At 57.4% G+C, this 22,576-nt stretch carries 15 protein-coding genes and 1 tRNA gene; 4 read left to right on the top strand and 12 right to left on the bottom strand.

What is annotated here, in order from left to right; genetic code table 11:
- Positions 1–230: 230 nt before the first annotated feature.
- From J4862_RS04400 to J4862_RS04385, 4 genes are all read left to right on the top strand, one after another.
- Entirely contained in the window at positions 231–1,559 is a 1,329-nt protein-coding gene (locus tag J4862_RS04400) for a DUF4476 domain-containing protein (protein WP_211787926.1), read from the top strand.
- A gap of 30 nt (positions 1,560–1,589) precedes the next feature.
- Positions 1,590–2,243, top strand: coding sequence for an MBL fold metallo-hydrolase (locus tag J4862_RS04395; RefSeq protein WP_211787925.1), 654 nt, complete (start codon positions 1,590–1,592; stop codon positions 2,241–2,243).
- 65 nt (positions 2,244–2,308) lie between these two features.
- A tRNA-Arg gene (locus J4862_RS04390) sits at positions 2,309–2,382 on the top strand.
- A 195-nt stretch (positions 2,383–2,577) separates the two neighbouring features.
- On the top strand, positions 2,578–3,732 hold the full coding sequence (locus J4862_RS04385) for a site-specific integrase (RefSeq protein WP_211787924.1): 1,155 nt from the start codon (positions 2,578–2,580) through the stop codon (positions 3,730–3,732).
- A gap of 120 nt (positions 3,733–3,852) precedes the next feature.
- Here J4862_RS04385 and J4862_RS04380 read toward each other — a convergent pair whose 3' ends face one another.
- The 12 genes from J4862_RS04380 to J4862_RS04325 all read right to left on the bottom strand — a co-directional run bounded on the left by J4862_RS04380 (position 3,853) and on the right by J4862_RS04325 (position 22,553).
- Positions 3,853–4,287, bottom strand: a complete 435-nt coding sequence (locus J4862_RS04380; protein ID WP_211787923.1) for a hypothetical protein — start codon at positions 4,285–4,287, stop codon at positions 3,853–3,855.
- Between the two features lie 2 nt (positions 4,288–4,289).
- Positions 4,290–6,851 carry a hypothetical protein gene (locus J4862_RS04375; RefSeq protein WP_211787922.1) on the bottom strand — a complete coding sequence of 854 codons (2,562 nt, stop codon included), beginning with the start codon at positions 6,849–6,851 and terminating at the stop codon, positions 4,290–4,292.
- 15 nt (positions 6,852–6,866) lie between these two features.
- Positions 6,867–7,280: a D-Ala-D-Ala carboxypeptidase family metallohydrolase gene (locus J4862_RS04370; RefSeq protein WP_211787921.1), complete on the bottom strand. Its 414-nt coding sequence runs from the start codon at positions 7,278–7,280 to the stop codon at positions 6,867–6,869.
- Complete coding sequence (locus J4862_RS04365; protein ID WP_211787920.1) at positions 7,270–7,779, bottom strand: phage holin family protein; 510 nt, start codon at positions 7,777–7,779, stop codon at positions 7,270–7,272. Before J4862_RS04365 ends, J4862_RS04370 begins: the two co-directional genes overlap by 11 nt.
- Positions 7,780–7,895: 116 nt before the next feature.
- Positions 7,896–11,666, bottom strand: coding sequence for a hypothetical protein (locus tag J4862_RS04360; RefSeq protein ID WP_211787919.1), 3,771 nt, complete (start codon positions 11,664–11,666; stop codon positions 7,896–7,898).
- Positions 11,667–14,140: 2,474 nt separating this feature from the next.
- Entirely contained in the window at positions 14,141–18,712 is a 4,572-nt protein-coding gene (locus tag J4862_RS04355) for a tape measure protein (protein WP_211789510.1), read from the bottom strand.
- Between the two features lie 21 nt (positions 18,713–18,733).
- Positions 18,734–19,039 carry a hypothetical protein gene (locus J4862_RS04350; RefSeq protein WP_211789509.1) on the bottom strand — a complete coding sequence of 102 codons (306 nt, stop codon included), beginning with the start codon at positions 19,037–19,039 and terminating at the stop codon, positions 18,734–18,736.
- Between the two features lie 325 nt (positions 19,040–19,364).
- Complete coding sequence (locus J4862_RS04345) at positions 19,365–19,913, bottom strand: hypothetical protein (protein WP_211789508.1); 549 nt, start codon at positions 19,911–19,913, stop codon at positions 19,365–19,367.
- Between the two features lie 5 nt (positions 19,914–19,918).
- A complete protein-coding gene (locus J4862_RS04340; RefSeq protein ID WP_211789507.1) occupies positions 19,919–20,323 on the bottom strand; it encodes a hypothetical protein in 405 nt (134 codons plus the stop codon).
- Positions 20,324–20,815: 492 nt separating this feature from the next.
- Positions 20,816–21,139 carry a hypothetical protein gene (locus J4862_RS04335; RefSeq protein ID WP_211789506.1) on the bottom strand — a complete coding sequence of 108 codons (324 nt, stop codon included), beginning with the start codon at positions 21,137–21,139 and terminating at the stop codon, positions 20,816–20,818.
- The gene (locus J4862_RS04330; RefSeq protein WP_211789505.1) at positions 21,136–21,435 is read right to left on the bottom strand and encodes a head-tail connector protein; all 300 of its coding nucleotides are present in this window, start codon (positions 21,433–21,435) and stop codon (positions 21,136–21,138) included. Before J4862_RS04330 ends, J4862_RS04335 begins: the two co-directional genes overlap by 4 nt.
- 5 nt (positions 21,436–21,440) lie before the next feature.
- A complete protein-coding gene (locus J4862_RS04325; RefSeq protein ID WP_211789504.1) occupies positions 21,441–22,553 on the bottom strand; it encodes a phage major capsid protein in 1,113 nt (370 codons plus the stop codon).
- Positions 22,554–22,576: the final 23 nt, after the last annotated feature.

The following is a 22,576-nucleotide window of genomic DNA, read 5'->3' as shown; positions in this document are numbered from 1 at the left end:
CGCGCTGAGGGATATCAGTCACGGCAGGGACGAACTAAGGGGAACGAAGCCTTGGAGCTAAGGGGGGCTACGCGCCACTAGGTGGCTGACAGGTCCGCTCCAGGCACTGGGCGCTCACGCGCGGCCTAGGAATTGTATGATTCCTCGTATCTTTGGCGTTAAGGAATCAACAGGGTAGGGGAGACGCCGAGGGCGCTCTGCCCGCCCCGACACTTAGTTAAGCTACCAGTATGAAGCAGTTCATCAGACTTCTCCCACTAGCCTTGGTGCTCGGGCTTAGCTCCTGTGGCATCGCGACCGGATACAGCCCGCAGCCCGGGATTGAGCGTATAGAGCGCGGCATGACCCGCGAGCAAGTTATTCAGGTGATGGGACGCCCCAATACCCGCAGCCTCGCCGCGGATGGTAGCGAGCTGTGGGAGTATAGAGAATTCTATGCGGGAGGCGTAACCTATGTCGCGCAGATCTCCTTCAATGAGGGGCGGGTCACACGCATGGACAATCGTAGAGAGATAGAGAGGCTCCCTGAGGGTACGCCCGATCCGAGCCGTCCCCAGCAGGGTGGTGGCTACCCGAGGGGGAGCTACGAGGCCGAGCAGGAGCGACGTGCGGAGGAGGCCTTCTCGCAGTTCATCCGCGATATTCAGAGTAAGCCCTTCGACGAGGATAAATTCCGTCTCATTCGGGATGTAGCGCAGCGCAACTACTTCACCACAGAGCAGACCATACGCGTCCTGAGGCTCTTCTCCTGGGATGACGAGAAGTTTAAGGTACTTAGGATCCTAGCTCCACGCATACGTGATAGCTTTAATGCTCATCGGATCATCGACCTCTTCTCCTGGGACGATGATAAGGCTCGTGCACGCAAGATCCTTCAGTCCTGCCCTCCATCAGTTCCGATTCCTCCTGGGGGCGGCTATGGACGGGAGGAGTCACGGCGTGCAGAGGAGGGCTTCGATGAGTTCATCCGCGATATCCAGCGGAGGCCCTTCAAGGACGATAAGATCCGCTTCATACAGGACGCCGCGCGCCGCAACTACTTCACCACGGCTCAGGCTAGACGGGTGCTGCAGCTCTTCAGTTGGGACGATGACAAGCTCACGGTGCTGGAGGCCTTAGCTCCACGCCTACGCGATGGCTTCAACGCCCATCAGCTCGTAGACCTCTTCACCTTCTCCAGCGGCAAGGAGCGCGCACGTCAGATCATTAATTCTCGCCTCCCGCAGGGTGAGGTCTATCCTGGTGGGGGCTATGGCCCGTACGAGTCGCAGCGTGCGGAGGAGGCCTTCGCCGAATTCATCCGCGATATTCAGCGCAAGCCCTTCAAGGACGATAAGATCCGCTTCATACAGGACGCCGCACGCCGCAACTACTTCACCACGGATCAGGCTCGGCGTGTGCTGCAGCTCTTCACCTGGGACGATGACAAGCTCACGGTGCTGGAGGCCTTGGCCCCGCGCCTGCGCGATGGCTTCAATGCCCATCAGCTCGTCGACCTCTTTACCTTCTCCAGCGCTAAGGAGCGCGCACGTCAGATCCTCGGCTATCGTAGCCGATAGGAGCACCGCGCCCTAGCCCATCACTACATCATGCTCAAGATTAAGCAATTTACCTTCGGACCCGTACAAGAGAATACCTACGTCCTTTACGATGAGGCGAGCCGTGAGGCCGCTATCGTCGACCCAGGCTGCATGCGGCACTCAGAGGAGGACCAGCTCAGGGACTTCATCGAGGAGCAGGGCCTCGAGCCCAAGCTCCTGCTGTGCACCCACCAGCACTTTGACCACGTGTGGGGAGCAGCCTATGTGCTGCGTACCTGGCCTGGGCTCCTAGCCTACGCCAATCGTATAGACTTCGAGAAGCTCCCGCTGCCCTCCGACCAGCTCAAGGGCTACGGCATCCCGCTGCCACTGGAGGACGTCCCAGAGAGCCGCTATACGCTGGTCGAGCAGGACGACACGATACAGCTCGGGGGGGAGACGCTGCGCGTGCTCTTCGTGCCAGGACACGCCCCAGGGCATATCGCCTTCTACGCGGCGGACTCGGGGATCCTGCTCTCAGGGGATACGCTACTGCTCGGTACGATAGGCCGCACGGACTTCTGGTACGGCGATTATGACCAGCTGCTGGCTGCCATCAAGGCGCAGTACATGCCGCTGCCCGATGAGACCATCGTCTTCAGTGGGCATGGCCCCGAGACGACGATAGGCCACGAACGCCGTCATAATAGCTTCCTCCGCTAGGATAGACGGGCGAATATTCGTATCTTTGCAGCGCTGTCACTAGGGGATCTCCCCTAGTCGCGCATGGCTCAGTAGCTTAGTTGAATAGAGCGTCAGATTCCGGTTCTGAAGGTCGAGGGTTTGAGTCCCTCCTGGGTCACCGAGAAAATAAATCCCTAATGTTGGGTTTTCGATAATACGCTATAAAACAGCGATTTGCATTGTTGGTTGGTTGCACGACCAGAAAATGTATAACCGCCATTTTTTACCTCTTATTCGCACAAACTTGCGCACGCACAAAATAGCGTGCGCAAGTTTGCTGGAGGTGGGGAAGTGGCGCAAAGCAACCAACAATATGCAGAAAGTAAGCACCAGCCGAGTATTTGACAGGCGCAAAGTCGCCACGAAGGATATTCCCGCTCCCGTCGTTATCGAGGTGAGAATGGGTGGGCGAAAAAGATACCTAGATACGGGTGTCCGTCTGACAGCCGACCAGTGGAATCCGACGACCCGCATGGCTCAGCGCGTTCAAGGGACGAGCAAGATCAACCAAGACATAGCGCTAGCGGAGGCGCGCGTGTTCGATGTCCTTGGAGACCTCGAAGAGCGTGGAAATGTGAAATACACCCTTGATGACATAATGCAGGCCGCAAAATCGGACACCTGCTCCATGGAGTTGTTCACAGACTTCCTGCTGCAACGAATCGAGGAGCGCCCTATGTCGGAGGCTACACGGCGCCAGCACAAAGTGATAATAGGTGCAGTAATACAGAGTGATCTGCTCTCACGATTCTCAGACCTCACACCTCTAAACTTGTCAAAATTCGACGCATGGCTTAGGAAGGAACGAGGACTAAGGCATCAAGTGACCATAGCCAACTACCACAAGCGGCTTAAGATCTATGTACGAGAGGCTATGACTTATGGGCACATCAGCAAGAACCCTTACGATGGATTCAAGGTCCACCGAGGTGAAAGCAAGGGGCGTAAGTTCCTAAACAAGGAAGAGCTGAGTGCCATACAGCACACCGAGCTACACGATGAGGTCATGATCCGTACGCGCGACCTATTTATATTTCAGAGCTACACGGGGCTGGCCTACGCAGACCTCTCAAGATTCGATTTCAGCAAGGTGGAAGACCGAGGGGGGATGATGTACCTTCGAGACCAGCGAAAGAAGACGAGCACGGAGTACTTCGTGTACCTACTACCACCCGCAGTGGAGGTGCTGCGCAAGTATGCGTACAAGCTCCCCATTGTCTGCGCTCAGCAATATAATATGAGGCTAAAGGCCTTAGCCGCTATATGTGGACTGAAGCGCGGCCTTAGCTCTCACGTTGCACGCCATACCTTTGCTACGACTATCACGCTGGCGCAGGGCGTACCGATGCACGTCCTGCAAAAGATGATGGGGCATACAAACATCAAGACCACGCAGATATATGCCAAGGTCCTCGCCGAGGACGTCGAGCGGGAGTTTAGCAGGCTATCCTCCCTATATCCCAGATAGAGGCAGTCTCGTCCACCTCACGGACACTGTCGGAGGACTAAGAATAGGCAGCGCCCCCACTCAGTACGGCTACTGGGTGGGGACGCTGTGCCTCGGGGCTCTTTGCTTATTTTACGCCAGTTACTTACATGCGATCCTGCGTCGGAGCCAGAGGGCGAGGGCGGCGACCACTAGCGGCAGGCAGCACCACAGAGCCGCCGCGCGCACGTCCTTGACCCAGTGCCTGGGCACCTCCTTAATGACCTCCTGCACGACGGGGATGCTATCGACACGTACCCTCACGCCCGAGGCGTCGCTGTGGCTCTCTCGGTCGCGCCAGCGGGTGATCACCCTATCCACGTGTACGGTGTCACCCTTGACGTATCGGTCGACTACGACGCTGTCGCGCTCGCGGATAATGACACTGTCTCGCCGTAGGCTGTCTCGCCACTCTATGCGCACCCGCTCCACTGGCACGGTGACGATGCGCCTGCCGCAGCCCGCGAGCAGGAGCAGCAGGGCGAGCGCGGCCACAGCCAGCGCTGCCCATATTGCTTGTATCTTAGTATCTCTCATAGTTATGACTGTCTAGCTGCCTCTAGCGCCGCCACACGCTGCACGAGCGCGGCTATAGCGGCCTCTGTGGAGGTGCGTAGGGTGGTTATTGCGTTATCCGTGTCCTCTGGCGCGAGCGACCAATCGGAGGGCTTGTTGCCGCGCTCGAGCTTGAGGCGGCGGAAGACCCCCGCGCCCGTAGATGGCTCGCCTGGCTTAGCCCAAGACTGATTGGGGTAGAGGAGGAGGCCGTCGAACGATCGCTTGGTTGTAAAGGTCATGATGAAGCGCCCATCCTCGGGGAAGGTTGATAATACCCCCCACTCGTCCCTATGCCCCTCGAAGTACTCCTTTAGCGGCGTGGGTATAACGCGCATGCCATTGCCTTTGCGCTTGACCTCCATATCGCCGCTAAGCGTGTACGTCCCCGCGGGCAGCTCGAATCCGAACTTAATAGCATACGCGTCGCCATCCTGCTCGCGTTCGGACGTTGACCACGGGGCACGCAGCAGCTGCACGCCACCCAGCTGCAGGGCGTCTACCGCCTCCTTAGCCTTGGCAGTTGCCACGTTCTTCGCTCCCTCGAGCGTGGCGCGGTCGCCCTCGCGCATATCATCCCTGAGGCGCTCTACGTCGCTCTTCGGTGGCATGATGCTGTCGACTGGGGAGGGGATAACGTGTCGCTCGTAGCCCTTGAGCGCCCAGCTCTCGGTCGCAAGGGCAAAGGTGGGCTTATAGTCTGACTTGACCTCCGCGATGTAGCGGCCGCCGCCTCGCAGGTACACGTACTCGGCACTCATCGCCGTGAGCTGCCTCGGTGCGCTCACGACCTCCTCTCCCTGAGCCACCCAGACCTTGCTGTAGCCGCTGACCAGCCTGTCCTCGCTGCGCCCTCCATATCCCGAGGCGTTGACGCTCCAGCGCAAGTCTACGCCAAAGCCATCAGGGTGCGTCGCGTAGGGAGGCTTAGGCACACTCGGGTCGAGCCCAGCGTACAGCGAGACCTCAAAATACGCGGGCTGCTTGTATGGGATGCCCTTAGTACCTGTAAGATGGATAACCGCTGCGTAGTATTTGCTAGGATCGAGTTGGGTGAGGTCGAACGTATGGGTATGGATGTTCCAGCGCTTGGCCTCCTCGATCAGCTGCGAGTACCGCCACAGCTCCGCCCAGTCCTCGGGAGAGTAGATGCCAGCACGCGAGTCCCTGATAGCGATCAGCACCGTGCCGCGCTTGTGGGTCGTCCAGTCCGCAGTTAGTGTCCACAGATCGCCCTCCTTGTAGCTTATCGGACACGTGTCTGACAAAAAGCTCTGCGCCTTAGTAGACACCTTCTCCCCAAGCAGAGATACCTCTCCGCGCACCTCTTGAGCACAGGACTTGGCATACGTTTTAGCCCCCTCTAACGTCCTCGCGGCTGTCTTTCGCACATCGTCGACAATCGAGTCCCAGAGCGTAACGGCTTTATCCGTATCCCTAAGAGACTCTCGAGGCGCAAGCCACAACGGCTCTGTATAGCCATCAATCGGCAGACGGGCGTATGCTCCTGGCTGATAGTTGTCAGCATTCTGCCACCTCATCCTATTGAGCTCCTCGTATTCAGCTGTCCGATAGTCCTTCATCCCCAGGACGCGGACACCTCCTTCAGCCCACACAGAGACCGTCCACAATTCGCCTCCGCGAAGGTAGACACTCTCGTATCGAAAGCCTTCCCCATTGCTCCCCTCGGGCTTTGAAATGTGAGACGACGCCGAGTGGCTCAACATAGCTTGGCGTGTCACTCTTGTCGTAACAACGTCTTCGCTCATAACTACTCGCTCGTTGCTGTAGGGGAAGACCTCCCACTCTAGATAAGCTCTGGGGCATGATGCTCGGATAGTTATCACCTTTCCGACCCAGCTCGGCTTGGGGTCATCCTGCCCCTCCCCGTATATCACAGCGACGGCGAACCACATAGAGCGATCCTTGTCCGTTAGGTCAAATTGGTACTTGGTAAGCCGTCCCCTGTAACCCTCGCGAGCGACCTCCTCCGTGTACTCCTTGGCCTCCCGCAGCTTGGCCGCCGCGCTCTTGAGCGAGTCGATCCACTCGGACTCCGTGAGTTTAGGGTCATCGTCCGTGTTGTCTAGGTAGACCTCGTAGGAGCTCTGTCCTCGGTCGCCTCGGTCGCCCTTGGCTATTGGAGCGAGATCGAGGACTATCTGATGATTCTGAGCGGTGATGTGCGCGCCCTCCTTGACGACAAGGCATAGGGGCGCACGCAGCGTTCTTCCGCCCTCACCGTCGAGGGTAAACGACACCTCCACCTCGTAGATGCCCAGACCGTAGCGTTCGGTGTGTACTCGGCGGAGCTCGAATCCTAGAGCATCACCAAAGGTGCGGATGTCAGGCGTGAAGCCCTCTCCAAAGTTGGGCTCATAGATGGTAACGCTCAGCTCGTGGAGCTCCTCAGGGCTGAGCTGTTCACCCTTACCCTCCCCGAGTTCGTAGCCCTCGGGCGAGCGGCGGACGACCAGCGTAAACGGCTGGTCGTTGCCACGTCGCACGCGGTAGAGCTGATCTGCGTTCTGCTTGATGCAATGCATAGTCAGATACTTTTGTTACTTCGTGATATATAGAACTTCGCCTCGAGGTGGTCTACCCTCTGGGGCTATGGACACGTGGATCCACCGAGCCCCGCCCACATGCTCGTAGATGAGCTGGTCGAAGCCTCCGATGCGACGGATGACATTGCCCAGCTTCTTCAGATCGTCGGTGACTAGGTCGGCTGCCTGTCCCTTGAGGTGCTGGCTCGTGGGCTTGCCTCCGACCGCCGCGTTGAGGGCAGGGCTGCGGTAGCCGCTGGAGATGCGTATCGGAGCGCCGTAGTTCTCGCGCACACTGTCAAGGTAGTCCATCAGTCGGTGCAGCTCCGCCACGACGTCGGCGCCGGGGACATTGGGGATGCCGCGCTTCTCCGCCGTCTCGCTCCTGATCAGTTCGGCGAGGCTAAAATACTTGTGCCTACTTTCCATCGCTCGCCTCCTTTCCCTTGAGTACCTCATCCAGCAGCTCTCTGTGCTCCTTAGCAAAGGCTGCCACGTCGCGCAGTGTCATGCCTAGCGCCTTGACCTTATCGCTCAGGATCGCCTCGTCTTCGTCGGGGGCTTGGGGATCGTTAAAGCTCCTGTTCTCATAGACACTGCGTAGCTCAATGATGAGGATGAAGACCGTGCCCAAAGCCGCAAAGTACGGTAGCTCAGGCACGCCGAAGCGCTCCCAGACGTCTATCAGGTAGAGCGCCACGTCCACCATGGAGAGCAGCAAGAGGCAGCTGTAGTAGCTATTTATCTTGCTGACGGTGCGACGCAGCGCCTTAGAAGTGCGCGCCTGACCGAGGCGCTTGGCCTTGCGCCAGCCCGCGGCTAGGTCAACGAAGATCGCCACCAGCACCATAGCGTGCAGCAGAGCGAAGAGTAGGGAATCCGCCACTAAGCCCTCCATGGGCAGGCGGTGCATAAAGTGATAAAGCATAGTTGTCTTGGTCTTGGTTAATGGTTGGTCTGTCGGTTATTGTCGCGCCTAGCCGTCGGAGGAACTAGGCAAAGGCGAGGGAGTGAGGGGGGAGGGCGTAATCTAAGCATGGCCTACTAGGCGTTGTCGCCGATAATAGTTAGAGCGAAGGGTGTACCATCCGTTCCGCTCGTGCGGTCATAGGTCACCACCTCGAAGGAGGAGGCGCGCTTATTCTCCACCGCCATACCTCCGTAACCGTTGGCGTAGGGTGTGAGCTGCACGATGTAGTCTAGGCGGTTCAGTAGGTGCGTCACGCGGTATCGCCCGCCACCGATGCGCTCCACCTTGAGGCGCGTGGCGTGCATGCCCCAGCGTGTGGCGATCTCCAGTCGTGGATGCACCTTAATCTCCGCAGCAGCGAGGATACCAGGCATGTCCGTACGACCACGCACAGCCAGCACAGGGCTAGAGCTGCCCGCCGAGCTGTCCACGGCGAAGAGGCGCTGCGCACTTCCTACCACGGAGATTCCTCGAGTGGAGATGACTGTTTCTTGGTCCACATCCGAAGCCTTGCGCACCGTGCCCGTGCATTCCTGTACCGTCAGCTCCAGAATTACCGCCAGCCCCGAGGGGGCTTTGTCCACCTGCTCTTTGCTTGAGACAGTTACGTGGTAGAGCTGCTTGCGCGTGGCAGTCACCTTGGTATAGTACGTATCCGTGGCAGGGAGGTCTAGCTCAAGGCGTACATCCTCCACCGACTGCTCCCTCTCCCCCATGGAGGCGTTCGCCCGGATGTAGCGGGTGACCTCCGCTACAGGGTCAAAGGGGTCACCGGACCTCCATACAGTGAAATTCAGCTCTACATCTGTAGCCCATTCTTCCGGGCGTATGTACGGATACGCTGCAGGGTCACCTCCTGTAACGAAGCAGCGAAGCCCCCTCACGCTCATGCGATAGCTCAGATGTGCCCCCATGGGGGCGTGGAAGGTTTCCGAGCTGCGCCAGAGTTCCGCCCCAAGCGTCTCGGCGAGATTGCGCCTGTCGAAGCCGCCTGAGTGGAGAAGGCCAGCACTGAAGGGGCGCTGCGCCAGCAGCTGCTCGAGAGAGGGCTGCTCGCCACCGATACGCAGCACCTCGCCCGCCTTGCTCCCTTCAGGGCGAAAGCGGAGGACACGCCCGTTGTCGTCGATATACATGAGCCCGAAATGTCCGCTTCCGTCGTGGTTAAGTTCCACGATGCGGCGCTCCTGCGACGTGCCGTATCCCGTGACTCCAGCGGCGAAGGCAGGGTAATTGCGTCCGTGGGCGTCTTTGATGAGTCCCGAGATCCAAGAGCGTACGCCGCCCGTTGAGTCTCGTGCGGCGATGATGTTCGAGAGCACCAGACCGCCCGATATGAGCGTGTCACCCTTGCCCAGCACCTCGGTGAGGTAGCGATAACTCTCTAGCCCGCGATGTGCCGCTTTGAGCTCCTCTCCTTGTCCATCAAGGCGCACTCCCAGCTGCTGCAGTGCCTTCGCCTGCTCCGCGCGTGCCTCCTCAAGCGTCTTCAGCTTGCCGTCCTGCTCCTTCGCCTTCTTCGCCGCCTCATCCTTTGCCTCCTTGGTCTTCGTATCCGCGTAGTCCTTCGCCTCCTTTGTCTTGCCCTCGGTGTACTTGCGACCCTCCTGGCCTTCCTTGCTAATGGCCTCGTCGGTGTCCTCAGGCGCAGGCGACCAATCGCTGGCCTTATTGCCACGCTCCAGCATAACTCGAGACAAGACGTAGCGGCCTTGGTCGCTAGCCCCAGCCCTCCTCGTCTTATAGAGGCGGAAGCCTCCGTTGCCTCCCGCGATACGCTTAACGCTCAGGGCTATGCGCTCCTCAGTCGTCCGAAAGGTCGCGCTGTAGCGCGCGTAGTAGAGGCTGTCAGCTCCCTGAGTGGGTGTGCCTTCGGCACGTACAGCGCAGTCCGATGCACTCCATCCGTCCACATAGAGGGCGACAATCATATCGGGGTCCTCCGAGCCAAGGACAAAGCTTACCGTGTAGTCCACCCCAGCCACCCACGGAGCACCGACACGATACTCGGAGACCATATAGCCGCTGCCCTCCTTGACGCCAGCTGTGCCTTTAGCGTAGTTGCGACCGCCCAGCTGCATATCGCGCAACGCGCTGTCGTCGGTGTACCTCAGCTCCTCGCGCCAGTGAGCGGGATTGTACTGCCCCACCACCTCGTCCTTGATGGCAGTGAGTATAGATCCCTTGCGGAAGCCGCTCCAAGCCGCCGTCAGCGTCCACAGATCCCCCTCTCGATAACCCGTGGGGATAGCATCCCCGCGGTAGTGCGTCACCTTACCGTCGGCGGATGCTTTCGCCTGCCCCGCCAAAGCTAAGGCACGCGTCAGGTCGGTATCCGCCAGCTCCACCCAGCCGCCTCGGCTGAATCGCCAGCTCTTCCCGACATTGGGGTACTTCGCCGCATTCTCGGGCGTGATGGTGACGCCCTCAGGGGCGCGGCAGGTGTAGGTGTCGCCCTCGTGCTTGGCGTCCTCGGCAGCCGTCCATCCGTAGCGCCCAGAGGGCGGTTGCTCGCCGTAGTGGCTCTCTACTTGCTTGTCGATTTGGCGCTGCAGCTCCGCCTGCATCGCCTGCTGGGCCTCTAGTAACGAGGCGTATCGCCATTGCATCGCCTGCTGAGTCTCCAGTAGCTTGGCGTCACTCGAGGTGATCCGCCCTGCTAGCTCGCGCGTATTGGCGTCTATCTTTGCGTCTATCTTCTCCCGCTCCTTGTCGTAGTAGTTCTTGGCCCCCTTGAGTGCTGCCTTGTCGCCCTCGTCGATGCTGTCGCGCAGCTCTTTGTATATCACTTTGGGAGGCGTGACGCTCGTCACAGGGCTAAAGACCGTCCTAGTCTCATAGCCCTTAGCAGCCCAGTCTGTCTCGGCGAGGAAGAAGCCGCGGGGCTCCTGCTCTGTCCACACGTCCATCGTATAGACGTAGCCGCCACGCAGGTAGACGTACTCGGCGCTAATCTCCTCACGCTGTTTCGGCACACTGCAGACCTCCTCGCCCTGCTTAACGAACCTCGTCTGATAGCCTGTGATCACGCGCTCGGCGGAGCGACCACCCCAGCCCTCGCCGTTGACCGTCCACTCAAGCTGCAGACCGAATCCCGTCGCGTTCGTCGCGTAGGTCGGCGCAGCCTTTGCTGCTCCTAGCCCGCAGTAGACTCTGATTCGGGCGCTGTTGGGATTCTTGTAGGGCGTCCCCGAGAGCCACACGATGCAGGCATAGTACTTCGAGGAGTCAAGTGCAGAGAGATCGAAGGTGTGGCTGTGCTTATCCCACGTACGGGCGTAGCCCTTGGCCTCCTCGGTCTTCTCATCAGTGTAGGACCTGAGAGCTTCCGATGCCTTATCACGCTCCTTCCCCCACATAATCATAGCGTCACGGTATCGCTTCCCGTCCTCCTCGGATAACTCTTTGATACGGCGCACCGCCTCCTCCCTCGTTTCCTTAGCTCGTGCCTTTGCTTCTTCCTCTGCATGCCGCTTGGCTTCCTCGGCCTTGGACTCAGCCTCTTCGGCAGCTAGACGCTTTGCCTCCTCAGAGTCAATCAGCTGCCCGTAGCGTGACCAATCGACGTTAGGAAGGACCGGGCGCGCGCTATTCCCTAGCTGCAGGATCTGCGGCACAAAGGCAGCTCCCCCAAGTTGAGGACGCAGCTCGTGAAGGACCATCTTGCTACTGCCATCCTGAACATCCACCTCCTCGCTTATGCGTATGTACTGGCGGCCCACATACTCCTTGATCCCGACATCATCACTGGCGGCAAACGTCCCTCTAAGCTCCATAGGGCGCGTAGCCTGAGATCCGTAGTTATAGCCACAGAGGAGTGCAAGGAAATCGGGTAATGTACCCACACCTCCATAGGCGTGCCGTCCGTCATAACGCGAGCGGAAGGACGGCCGTGATTCTGCATAGAAGTCATACAGGCTTCGACCATTTCCCGTCCGAAGGATCGCTGGAGACGCTGGGTGCATGCCAAATCCATCGCTAAGCAGGAGCTTGTGCTCAAGACGCTCCTGCCCCTCCTCATGATACGTGTATAGTAGGCGACGCTCTTTAGTCTCTACTCCCTCGGCTGCATCCGTGTCAGACAAGGATAGAGAGATATCCTTGAGCAGAATATAATTTGGCACGTCCCATATTGGCAGTTCAACTGGCCTACCTCCTCGGAAGAATCTCCCATTGGCGAAGATGGTTAGAGAGAGACGTGTAGCCCCAACCGGAGGCATGGGGATGACCATACCTTCTCCAAGGTCAGGGTGGCTCATCGAAAAAGGCCTACCGAGCAATCTTTCGTTTGCTTTCTGCCAACTAGATGAGAAGCTCAAGCTACGCTCCGACTGGATGCTATTATCCCACTCCTTCGTGTTATAGCCCCATTGTAGAAAGGGGAGGTCTTCCCGGTATGTTTCTACATCGTAGGTAGCTGGCTCCCACCAAAGCCCATAAAATGCCCCATCTAAGTACACCCACTCCGCTCTATTAGGCCTATCGTAGTCGCCAACCTTTGCCTTAGGATCTCGCCCTAGCTTCAGGCGCCACGACTTCCCCGTCTCGTCATAAGCGACGAGATCAAAAGGTATACGCATCTGGGGGTAACGCTTCCCGAGCGAATTCAGATAATCGAGCATCTTGGCGTTCAGATCGCCGAAATACGTATCGTCCTCGTCTTTCGACGTAGCGCGCTTATCCCCGCGAAGGATAATAATGTTGGACTGATCCAGTGGCTGGAAGATACTAGGAGATAGAGATAGCAGCATCATAGCCGACAATCGCAAGCTCGACGACTTCTGAACGTCCACAGTCACATGAGGTATGTTCAGGTTTACAGATGTAAGTCGATACAGCGAATCCCCCACCTTAGGATTTAGCCTCCTGCACTGCTCCTTGAGGGACTTGTACACCTCTGTAGCGTTCGCACTAGAACTATAGACGTGCACGCCAGCCAAAGCAGGACGAAGAGCAATAAGTGCCCCATCTCGCTCCTCTGTACCAAACGGGACGCTAAGTTCCTTCTTGTCCTCCTCCATAGAGCGATCGAGGAAGCGAGTTGTACGGACGTGCCCATTGGAAAGCTGGATGATATTGCCCTCGTCCACGAATACAGGCCTAGAGGACGCCGAATGATAGAGCATGGGAGCTAGCACCCACTGGTGACGAGTTCCGCTATACACTAGACCAACACCGTGACTAGCCTCAGGTATCCAAGAAACTACGAGCATCGCTGCATCCTCCCCGATCGTCACCTTTCGAGAGATCGCCTCATTACCTTCGCGTGCGTACTTATATCCAATCAAATCATACCCTCCAAGCGTGTCCAATCTAGGCACACTCATTAGCGTGCGACTATCTAGAGACCCTTCAAGAGCTGAGCGATACGAGGCGCGGACAGATCCTAGACCCTGATCAACGGAGAGCAAGAGCTGATCATACACACGCGTCCCCATCACTTCGGCGTCATCACCCATAGGGCGCAAGCGTTGAGGGGCTGACGTGAGGAGCGCTCGGCGCTCCGAATCATCCGTAGACGACATGCTGTTCAGATCGTAGACGAGTAAGCGTCCCATTCGCTGCTCTATGCGCAAGGAAAGGGACCTAAGTACCCCCTCAAGGAGTTCATAGCAAGTCTTACCCTCAGCGTCCTCTTTGCCAGATTGATTGAAGAGGGCCGAGGATACATATAAATTGGCAGGAGCTACACGAAATGATCCATCGCCGTCTCGCGAAACGGCCTCAGTGACCCACTGGCTGCCGCTGAACGCCACATCCACGCCCGCTGGAGAAGAGAGCTTAGAGATGAGCTGGCGGAGCTCCAAGCGGCTCTCCTTCGGCGCGACGAACTTCTTACGCTTGAGCACCCCGAGGTCGCAAGCTTCCAACTCAACCATATAGCCAGATCGAGAGGTATAGGGCTCGCTGTAGCTCTCAGGGTCAAGAGTTCCTTGCCATAGGAGCTGAACGCCTGCTGCTCCGCTTAGATGTTGTAGCTCGTCGAGTGTCCATTCTCGGGGGACACCCAGCTTGAATAGCGACACTCGCACCTCTCCTTCTCGACTGCGGCATAGATGGACAAATTGCTGGTCGTCTTCGCTGTAAATACTGAACCTACAGCGGCCCTCCACTATAGGGCTAAGAAGATCTTCGCTTTCATAGCTCAACCGAACTGGGGGAACGCCCAAGGAGACGAATCGACGAACCGCGCCATTTTCCCGCTGCGGGTAATCAATACAGAGCGCATGCTGCACTCCGTTTCGGTCTACGAATAGGCCGTAATAGCTGGCTGTTGACATAATTTCTTTTTGAATGAGAGAATAGCGTCAAATTAGACTCATCGATCGAGGCGCCTCTGAGCAGCCCCTGTAATACGTAGCGTATCCCTACCTGATATACGCCCTTCGACATAGACACGCAGGCTCTGTGCGTCAGTAAGATGGTTCGCAAGTCGCCCCTGCTGCGCCTTATTGAGGATCAGCTCTCCTGGGTTCACACGAGCAAGGACACGATCCCCATGCCCATCACCACCAGGGACTATCCCCCCATTCGCGAACTTAGGTATGGAGCTTGCACTACGGCTTATGAGAGAGAGGAGGACGCCGACAGCCCCAGCAGCCAACGCTGCACCGACGAAGGGGATCGCCGCGTGCGCCTTAGACGCCTTGGCTGCAGCGGAGACGACGTCCGCCTTTGTCTCGACAGTAGTCGCAGCCGTTCGGGCTGCACTCCCCGCTAGTTCCTGTGCTGTCTGCTGTGCGTTAACAGCCATCTGCTGTTGTGATAGGAGCAACTGCTGCTGTGTGCGAGCAGACTCCGCTGCACCTATCGCCTCTCTGACCTTCCCTAGTTCTTCAAGCATAGATACGATACTGGCTATTGTATCCACCATCTGTATGCCTGAATTGAATACCGAGAAGAAGCGCTCCCATGCTGAGGCGTTCTGCTCGGGGTCAAAGGCTTTGCTCAGCCCCTCGAAGGAACTCTGTAGCTGACTGGCAGCTTGGCCTACCTGCTTAATGCCTCTGAAGGTCTTATCTCGAAGGCTCTGCTGGAAGCTCTTCAGGTCATCTTCGATGCGCTGCAGCTTAAAGGACTCCTCGAAGCTCTTTGCCTCCCTACGTGCCTTAGCCAGCTCGTCTGCTACGTCCGAACCTGCCTTCTCGAAGCGCTCTAGCTCTAGGACGTATTCCTCCATGAGGCGCAGTTGCTCCTCGGTGATGGCACTCTTGTCCTTCTTGTAGTCAAAGGTCGCATCACGCGCCTGAAGCGTGGGGCGCTCAAGGGCTGAGGCATCCTGGCTGAGGCGACGCACTAAGACCTTGCGCTGTCCCTCCTCTCGGGGATTATGAGCCTTAGCCTCGGCTGCGCTGCGTCGGGTATCCCCGATTAGCTTCTGCAGCTCCTTCTGATACTCCTGCTGCGAGATCGTCCCAGCCTCAAGGGATAGCGTGAGTCGCTCGAGCGCATGAGCATAGGACCGCTCTAGCTCGGCTAGCTCGCTGGTGGCACTAAGCTCCTCGAGCTTGAGCTGCGTATAACTGTCGCTGAGGTCTAGTTCGCCACGTGTAGCGATCATTGCCTCCAGCTCTGCCTTTGCTCGATCAGCCCTGAGTCGTATCAGGTCCTCGCTGCTTATTAGTCCCGCTCGTTCGAGGGCGCTCGCTTCGGTGAGGCGCTTGGCGCTCTCTGATTTGGCATCGAGAAGTGCCTTGTCCGCGATGAGGTATCCGCCCAGCTGCTGATACTGTCTGTCGTAGAGCGCTTGCCCCCCGATGAGGGAGGCGAGCTGCGTACGGTAGCGCTCGGCTAGCTGGTGCTGGGCTAGGCGTAGCTCCTCATTGCTGGATATGTCGCCCGCTGCTCTTCTGTTCAGGAGCTCACGCTCCTCCTGGGCTATGCGCTCACGCAGCTTCTGTAGCTCGCTCTTCTTCGCCTTTTTCCCCTCATCGTTCACGCCTGCGTCGACTCGATCGGTGGGGACACCTAGAGACTGCAACGTCTCGCCTCGCTTTGTCTCAGCCTCAGCCAGCTTCCTGAGAGCTGCTGCTCTCTCGACTGAAGCCTGTTGCGCTACGGCAGCTTTTGCTGCTGCCTCCTTGTAGTCCGCATTATTCCAATCCCCATCGGTCAGGCTATATATGAAGCCTCTTTGCTTCGAGGAAAGCTGCTTCCCCGTCTTCTTCTGATAAGCTAGTTCAGCTTCTATCTGCACATACGCATCCCCATCGAATTGATTACGCCCTCTGCGGTACATCTCGCCCACAATAGCAGATCGAGTAGGCTTATACTTTGGGTCTCTAGCGACGGCTAGGGCTTCGGTAATCGCCTGCTTGTCGTCTTCGGTCAGGGTGTGGCCATATTCCTTGTTGTACTCTACCGCATACTTATCAAGCTGTGAGCGCCATTCCTGTTCGGAATTCTTGTTGAACTCGATTTGTCGCTCTAGCTCCTTGAGCTTGATGGTATCGCCGATGATGGCTTTGATCTGGTCGTACTTCCCAGCGAGACGGTTCAGGGCGCCCTCCTGTAGTCCCAGGGATCTCTCGATCTGATGCTGCACGGCCTGCTGCTCTTTGGTCTTCCCGTGGAGTGATCTGTAGACATCGAATAGGCGAAGAAGCTCCCGACTTTCTTCTCCGAGGCTTCCCTTGATGTGCTCCAGCTCGTTGCGATATCGCCCCTGCATGGAGGCAATCTCTTTGGTGCGTTCATACCAGTCCTTGAGCATGGTTAGTATGGAGAAGACCGCACCTATGATAGCCATAGGCACAAGGGAGGACATCATCGCCCTGATGCTTGCTATGGCAGACGCCCAAGCGCTGCGCATTGTCAGCGCTGCACGTCCCCAGAACCCCGTCGTAGCGGAGGCTGCACGCTGATGCTCCGCGGCTAACTTCTTTGCCTCCTCTAACTGCGTTTTGGAGGTGTTGATACGCCCCTGAGCCTCACTGCGTTTAGCCCTACGCTCTTCCTCATTGGCTAGCTCAGCCTTCATCCGCGCCTGCCGTACCTTATCCTCATCAGATGCGTAGCGACTGCGTAGATCGTGCAGCTCTTTCTCGTCCGCCACACGCTGCGCCTTGATAGCCTTATTGGACGCATTCACCTCCTCTGAGTATCGGCGCTCAAGGGCGTTTATCTCCGCCTTCGCCTTCAGACTAGCACGCTGAGCCTCTTCAAGCTGATAGCGCTTGCCACTTTGATTATTCGGGTCGGCAAGCTTAGCTCGAGCAGCAGCAAGCGCACGCTCCTCCTTGTCCACCCGCTCCGCTGCACGGAGACGCAGCTTGGTGCGCTCCTCATCCTGTCGCTGTTGCCATGCTGCGAGGGCTGCTGCGCGCTGCTGCGCGTTCCTCGCCTCCAGCTCCTTGTACCTGTAGAGCTTTGCCTCAGATTCGAAGGCACGGCGCTCGCGGGCATTGGTGATTTGGTAGTAAGGGGTGTTGTTCCCCGCTTCGTCTTGAGGGGACAGCCTAAAATCTCCCTCAAGACTACGCTTCAAGATCCTAGCCCGGGCAACCGCTCGGCGCTTCGATTCTACCTCCGAGCGGCTTGCCGCCAAGCCCCGCTCAAGCTCATCCTTCCGAAAGACCTCCTTACGTTCGGCTGCTGCTAGTCGCTCCAGCTGCGCCTGCTTCTTTGCAGCAAAGGCGTCCTCCAGTCTACTCTTCTCGGATGCTATGCGCTGCTCAGAGCCAAGGAGGGCAGCCTCACGCTTGGCGATCGCTTCCTGCGTCTTGCTTAGGTCTCCCTCAAGCTTCGCCACGTCCGCGAGGCGTTTCTGCTGCTTGCCTGTCAGGGGTGAGTCCTCTACCTCCTTTAGTTTCGCCTGAGCAGCCTTGAGCTTTGCCTCGGCTATCGCAGCCTGCTGCTCATATTTCGCCGCCTCGGATGCATGCAGCGCGCGAGCCTCATTGAGCGATGTGCTGATACTATTCATCCTCCGCTGGAAGCCAGAGAAGAGACGAAGAGATAGTAGTCCAGAGGCCCATAGGACGAAGTTCGAAAGATGCCCCTTGAGGTACTCGATCATACCCGTGAGGCTATCGACTACCTGCTTGAAGCGCCCCGAGATGTCCAGCCTATCACCAAGAGAGGTGAAGGCGTTTCCCAGCCGCCCTAGGCTTGCCTCAAGGTTGTCCGTAGAAACGTCCCCCGAGAGTCGTGCAAGCTCGCTGGCGAACTTACTCATGACCTGAGCACTTCGAAGCTCTCCTCGCTTTAGCTTGCCCTCCAGCTCTGCAATCGACACGCCAGCAGCATTAGCCATAGCCTGCATCGCTATAGGCATGCGCTCGCCCAGCTGCCTGCGCAGCTCTTCACTGGAGACCTTCCCCTTGCTCATCATCTGCGTGATGGCAAGGAAGGTCAAGTTGGCTTCCTCTCCTGAGAGCTGGAAGGCGCTGATCGCCTTAGTGACATCTGCGAAGATCTGCTGCTGTTCCCTGAGCGACATCCCTGAGGCATTGGCAGCACCGCTGAACTTGGCGAAGGCACTTGTCACCTTCGTAATGTCCTGCCCATAGGTCGAGGACAGCTCACGTACGAAGGCTAGGCTTTTAGCGAAGTCCGTAGTCGTGGCACTGACGTTCTTCAGCACGATCCTAGCACGGGCTGCCTCACGACTTACGCTCGCCAGACGCGACACGAAGCTACCCAAGCTAAGGCCTAGACCGAAGCTGCCGACGAGCTGAGCCACCACACCTCGTAGACCCGATAGGCTGCTACTGCTGCGTCCCGCCTCACTCCGTAACTGGCGCAGCTCCTCACTCGAGCGACGAAGTCCAGAGTCAAGAGCTCCTAGACCATGGCGCAGACGCTCCACTCCTGCACGTGCTGCATCCATGCCCTGCTGGAAGCCTCGAGACACCAGCTGAAGGACGACTGAAATTCCAAGATTACTCATTGTCGGTAAGGTTCAAGTGGGTTATTCTTCTTCTCTAGCAGCCCCCCTCAGGGCGAGCTCCCCGAGGACGTCTAGGTCGAGCTGCTGCTCCGCCTCCTTGCGCTCCGCCTCCCAGGGGAAGGGGAGAAGCTCCTCGGCCGAGCGTGCACTGTCCTTCGAGAGGTGAGGCAGCATAGAGAGCCACGTGAACAGGCGCTGCTCCTCCAACTCCTGACGTCTACGCTGCTCCTCCGATTCGAGGTAGTGCGGGAGCTCCCAAAGCTCCATGCGGTCAAGGACAAATTCTGCACCAAGCGAATAGGCAAGGCGTGTGATGATTGGGGTCATATACCCTGGCTTTGCGTCGTCATCGCCTTCAGAAGATGCCGATGTACGCTGTACGCTCAGCTGTTCGAGCAGAGATAGTACTCGCTCCAGCTCTCTAGCTAAGTGCGTCGCTAGACTGGGGGCTTCCAAGGCCACGCGCCAACGATCGAGCGTCTGCGCCTCGTCCGTAGCGTAATACCACAGCGCATAGCTCAGAGCCTCCACATCTGCCCCATCTGAGAGGTCGAGCGTGCTAAAGCTCCGTGCCGTGATCTGTTCATACAGACACACGGCACGGAGTGATAGACGCAGTGGGCGCAATCCGTCCATTGCTCAGGATCGAGGGTTAGGAGAGGGTGATGCCAGTAGCTGCAAGAGCTTCGTCCGATCCGACCTCCTTGCCTGTCGCGTCGAGCAGAGGACCAGACCCCGAGAGTGTCACGCTGAACGTCTCATGCTCGCCTCGGCTACTCTTGCGCGACAGGTCGCTGACCGTAACCTTACCCTTGAGGTAGGCTACTGGATCGGAGACTGTACGCACTCCGTTGGTGTCCTTGACCACAACACGCTTGATCTCCATATCAACAGACTGACCGCCTGCTGACAGGTTCATCAAGGCGTCGAAGCTCATGTGCCCCTTCGTCTGCGAGAGGATTGCCTCCACGGTGAGACTCCAGTCGACCTTCCCTCCGATCTTGTCGTCGTACTTCCCTGACAGCTTGCTCGATACGTCCTGCTGAGACGGGGTGAACTTCAGATCGTCGCTTTTGACGTATGCGATAGGGTAGCCTGCGAGGAATACATAGGTGCGCTCCCCGAGGTTCAAGTCCCTATTCTTGTCAAATGTCTGCGCCGCCTTTGTCTGAGGCGTAGCTGGTGATGGTTGCTGTGCCATACTTCTTACTTGATTTCAAAACTTAATTGCTGGTAAAACTTACTGTCGGTATATCCTTCTTCGCTTGAATCGAGGATAGCGAGTGTATCCTCCTCGAAGACCTTGATCTCTGGCAGCCCATTATCCAGGACACGGTCTACGAGTTCGGCTAAGGATAGGGATTCATCATAGCTATCGGAGAAGATGACCACCTCCACGTAGCAGGTATTTCGGTACTCTTCTCGTTTGCTTCGCTCCCTCCCGTAGCCAGAGCGGTAGACGATGATGTAGCTGTCTTCCGTAGAAGGTGCAATAACCGGATAGATTCTCTGACCGATCCGATCTCTCAGCTCCTCATCATCGAGCAGTCGAGTGCGCACCCACTGGGCTGCACGCCACTTACGGCTTAGATCTATGCTTACACCTTGCATTACTATATACTTAGCGCTCCTTTGACGCCTGAACGGATGATCTCCTGGGCCTCGGCCTCTGAGCTTGCGACAGCATCGCGCCAGAATCTCATTGGCTCGACCTTACCCCTAAACTGCCCCCGCTTTGTCCATCTATTGGCTGTGCCTCGTTCTAGTAGGTGCACGTGGCTTGCCGCGTCCTTGTCCTGCCAGTTGTAGTACCAACCCACATGAACACGAAGAGCACCTTGAGCTTGAGCTCGCGGCATACGCCTACGTACACCGCGCTCCAAGCGTCCATGAGGGTTAGGGTACACCCGTGATCGCTTACCGTCACGGCTTACCCATCGACGCTTATAGCGAGCTTGCAGAAGCGACGACACCCTATGCTGATAGACCGCCGCAGCCTCAAAGAGCGGTTCTCGAAGGCTTTCATTCTCGGTGATACGCTCGGCACGCTTGAGGTAGAGACTGAGCGCTCTGTCACCTTGTATGCTCAGCTCTGCGAAGTCCTTACTCATCTCGCTTGACTAGATAAAGCATCTCTGTCCGATCAATTTGAGGGGTACGCATGATCACCTCAAAAAGCTGATCACGCCAGAGCACCCAGCGTACATGGTCTAGACGGCGGTCCTGACGGACCACCATCACGAGTGTCGCACCGCTGAACTCCTCACGAGCCATTAGTCCGTCCTTATCGTAGCTCTGGCGCTGAGATTTGAGCCATCCACGCGCACTGAATAGGAAGGCTCTCTGCTCTCGCACAGCACCAGAGAGGCTCTGCGAACGAACATGCCCGTAGAAGTCCAGCTTGTGAATGAAGGCTCCTGCGTTCATGACTCCTTGCGATATGGTGCGATGAGACAAGAGAGCGCAAAGGGTAGCTCTGTCATTCTGCCTGATCTGTACCCCTCTCGATCCGAATAGTGACGTGCCACCAATAATCGTAGTGCATGCCGTAGCGTGGCGGGCAGCCCCCCACACGAACACTCCACGTCGTAGAGCGGTCGTGCAAGGGTCTCCGCCAGCTGCGCCTCCGCCACCTCCATCAACTCAGTGATATAGGCGTCGTCCTCGTCATGCTCAACATTGAGATGACGCTTGACTTCTTCCAGTCTGAGGTAGCTAGGCATAGTGATTACTTCTTCTTGAGGCAGGCGAAGGCCTCGGCGCGTAGGTTTGTCGCGGAGAGGTCGACGTTAATAGAGTACTCCATGACATCCTTACGCCCGTCGTATTTTGCCGCGATACGGGGGCCATCTGCATACTCAGCGAGCACAGAATAGCTGAACACGCCGAAGAGGACGGCATCATCAGGCATGAAGTTGGTCACGATGGCGGGATATCCGTTGATTTGACCACCCTCGAGGATCATATGAGGGTTCCCCTTCTCGATAGGGGTAGACTTGAGATCGCCATACATCCTGGCATTCATCACGTATGCGGCCGAATCATTGAGCTTGACTTTCCTAGTAAGAACAGAAGTCTCGAGTGCAACGATGTCCTTAAAGGTTACACCTGTAGCTGCAGCGTATTGGACTGCTGGCGATGCATAGGCCGCAGCTAGAATCGAGTGAATCCCGTTATTAGGAGCAGATATGGTTGCGGTCGTGCTAAAAAGCTGAGTATTCAGCAGAGTCCCAATCGCCATCCCCATACGTTCGAATATCACAGATCGCAGTTTGATATTCGAGGCATTGATTGCCTGAATCGAGATAGGGACGATGCAACCTACTCGCGTAGGCAATGCAGAGATCTTGTCTACACTGATATTGCTATCCTGCAGGTCTACAGCTTCGTCTCTGATATGAGCTTCAACCCCTGCGATCAATGGCCAGACAGGCTGCCCATGGACATCTGTCTGCATCTTTAGACCGAGCTTGGAGTGTACGAGCTCATCCTCGAGAGGTTTGAGCAGCTCTTGGAAGATCTCAGGTCGGCTCTTGACCACATTTGCCGTCACGGTGGCGGCACGTAACTCGATCGCTACCGATGTGTTCGTCTTCAACGCTTCGAGCGACTGATCTAAGAATCGCTTGTCGAGCTCATAGAGATCTTCTGCCGAATTTCGACTCGACAGCTCGATCGCGATCCGGGCAGCTCGATCGGCGCTTCGCTCTTGGATCTCCGCGCACACTTGAGCGAACGATCGCTCCTCCTCATCAGTGAGCCCATCTGGTGAGGTTCGCTTCTTGTTCAGCTCACCGAGCCGCGCACGCAGCTCGATGATTTCTTCTAAGTCCTTGTCCATAGTTTTGGTTAATAGGTTGGTTC

The organism is Porphyromonas sp. oral taxon 275 (genome assembly GCF_018127745.1).
GTDB lineage: Bacteria > Bacteroidota > Bacteroidia > Bacteroidales > Porphyromonadaceae > Porphyromonas.
This window is presented reverse-complemented; position numbering and strand designations above follow the sequence as displayed.

Excerpts from the sequence above, each read along its gene's own strand:
- J4862_RS04375 (WP_211787922.1), bottom strand. The coding sequence starts at position 6,851 with ATGCATTGCATCAAGCAGAACGCAGATCAGCTCTACCGCGTGCGACGT.
- J4862_RS04325 (WP_211789504.1), bottom strand. The coding sequence starts at position 22,553 with ATGGACAAGGACTTAGAAGAAATCATCGAGCTGCGTGCGCGGCTCGGT.
- J4862_RS04350 (WP_211789509.1), bottom strand. The coding sequence starts at position 19,039 with ATGACCCCAATCATCACACGCCTTGCCTATTCGCTTGGTGCAGAATTT.
- J4862_RS04340 (WP_211789507.1), bottom strand. The coding sequence starts at position 20,323 with ATGCAAGGTGTAAGCATAGATCTAAGCCGTAAGTGGCGTGCAGCCCAG.
- J4862_RS04345 (WP_211789508.1), bottom strand. The coding sequence starts at position 19,913 with ATGGCACAGCAACCATCACCAGCTACGCCTCAGACAAAGGCGGCGCAG.
- J4862_RS04335 (WP_211789506.1), bottom strand. The coding sequence starts at position 21,139 with ATGAACGCAGGAGCCTTCATTCACAAGCTGGACTTCTACGGGCATGTT.
- J4862_RS04330 (WP_211789505.1), bottom strand. The coding sequence starts at position 21,435 with ATGCCTAGCTACCTCAGACTGGAAGAAGTCAAGCGTCATCTCAATGTT.
- J4862_RS04400 (WP_211787926.1), top strand. The coding sequence starts at position 231 with ATGAAGCAGTTCATCAGACTTCTCCCACTAGCCTTGGTGCTCGGGCTT.
- J4862_RS04380 (WP_211787923.1), bottom strand. The coding sequence starts at position 4,287 with ATGAGAGATACTAAGATACAAGCAATATGGGCAGCGCTGGCTGTGGCC.
- J4862_RS04355 (WP_211789510.1), bottom strand. The coding sequence starts at position 18,712 with ATGAGTAATCTTGGAATTTCAGTCGTCCTTCAGCTGGTGTCTCGAGGC.
- J4862_RS04365 (WP_211787920.1), bottom strand. The coding sequence starts at position 7,779 with ATGCTTTATCACTTTATGCACCGCCTGCCCATGGAGGGCTTAGTGGCG.
- J4862_RS04385 (WP_211787924.1), top strand. The coding sequence starts at position 2,578 with ATGCAGAAAGTAAGCACCAGCCGAGTATTTGACAGGCGCAAAGTCGCC.
- J4862_RS04370 (WP_211787921.1), bottom strand. The coding sequence starts at position 7,280 with ATGGAAAGTAGGCACAAGTATTTTAGCCTCGCCGAACTGATCAGGAGC.
- J4862_RS04395 (WP_211787925.1), top strand. The coding sequence starts at position 1,590 with ATGCTCAAGATTAAGCAATTTACCTTCGGACCCGTACAAGAGAATACC.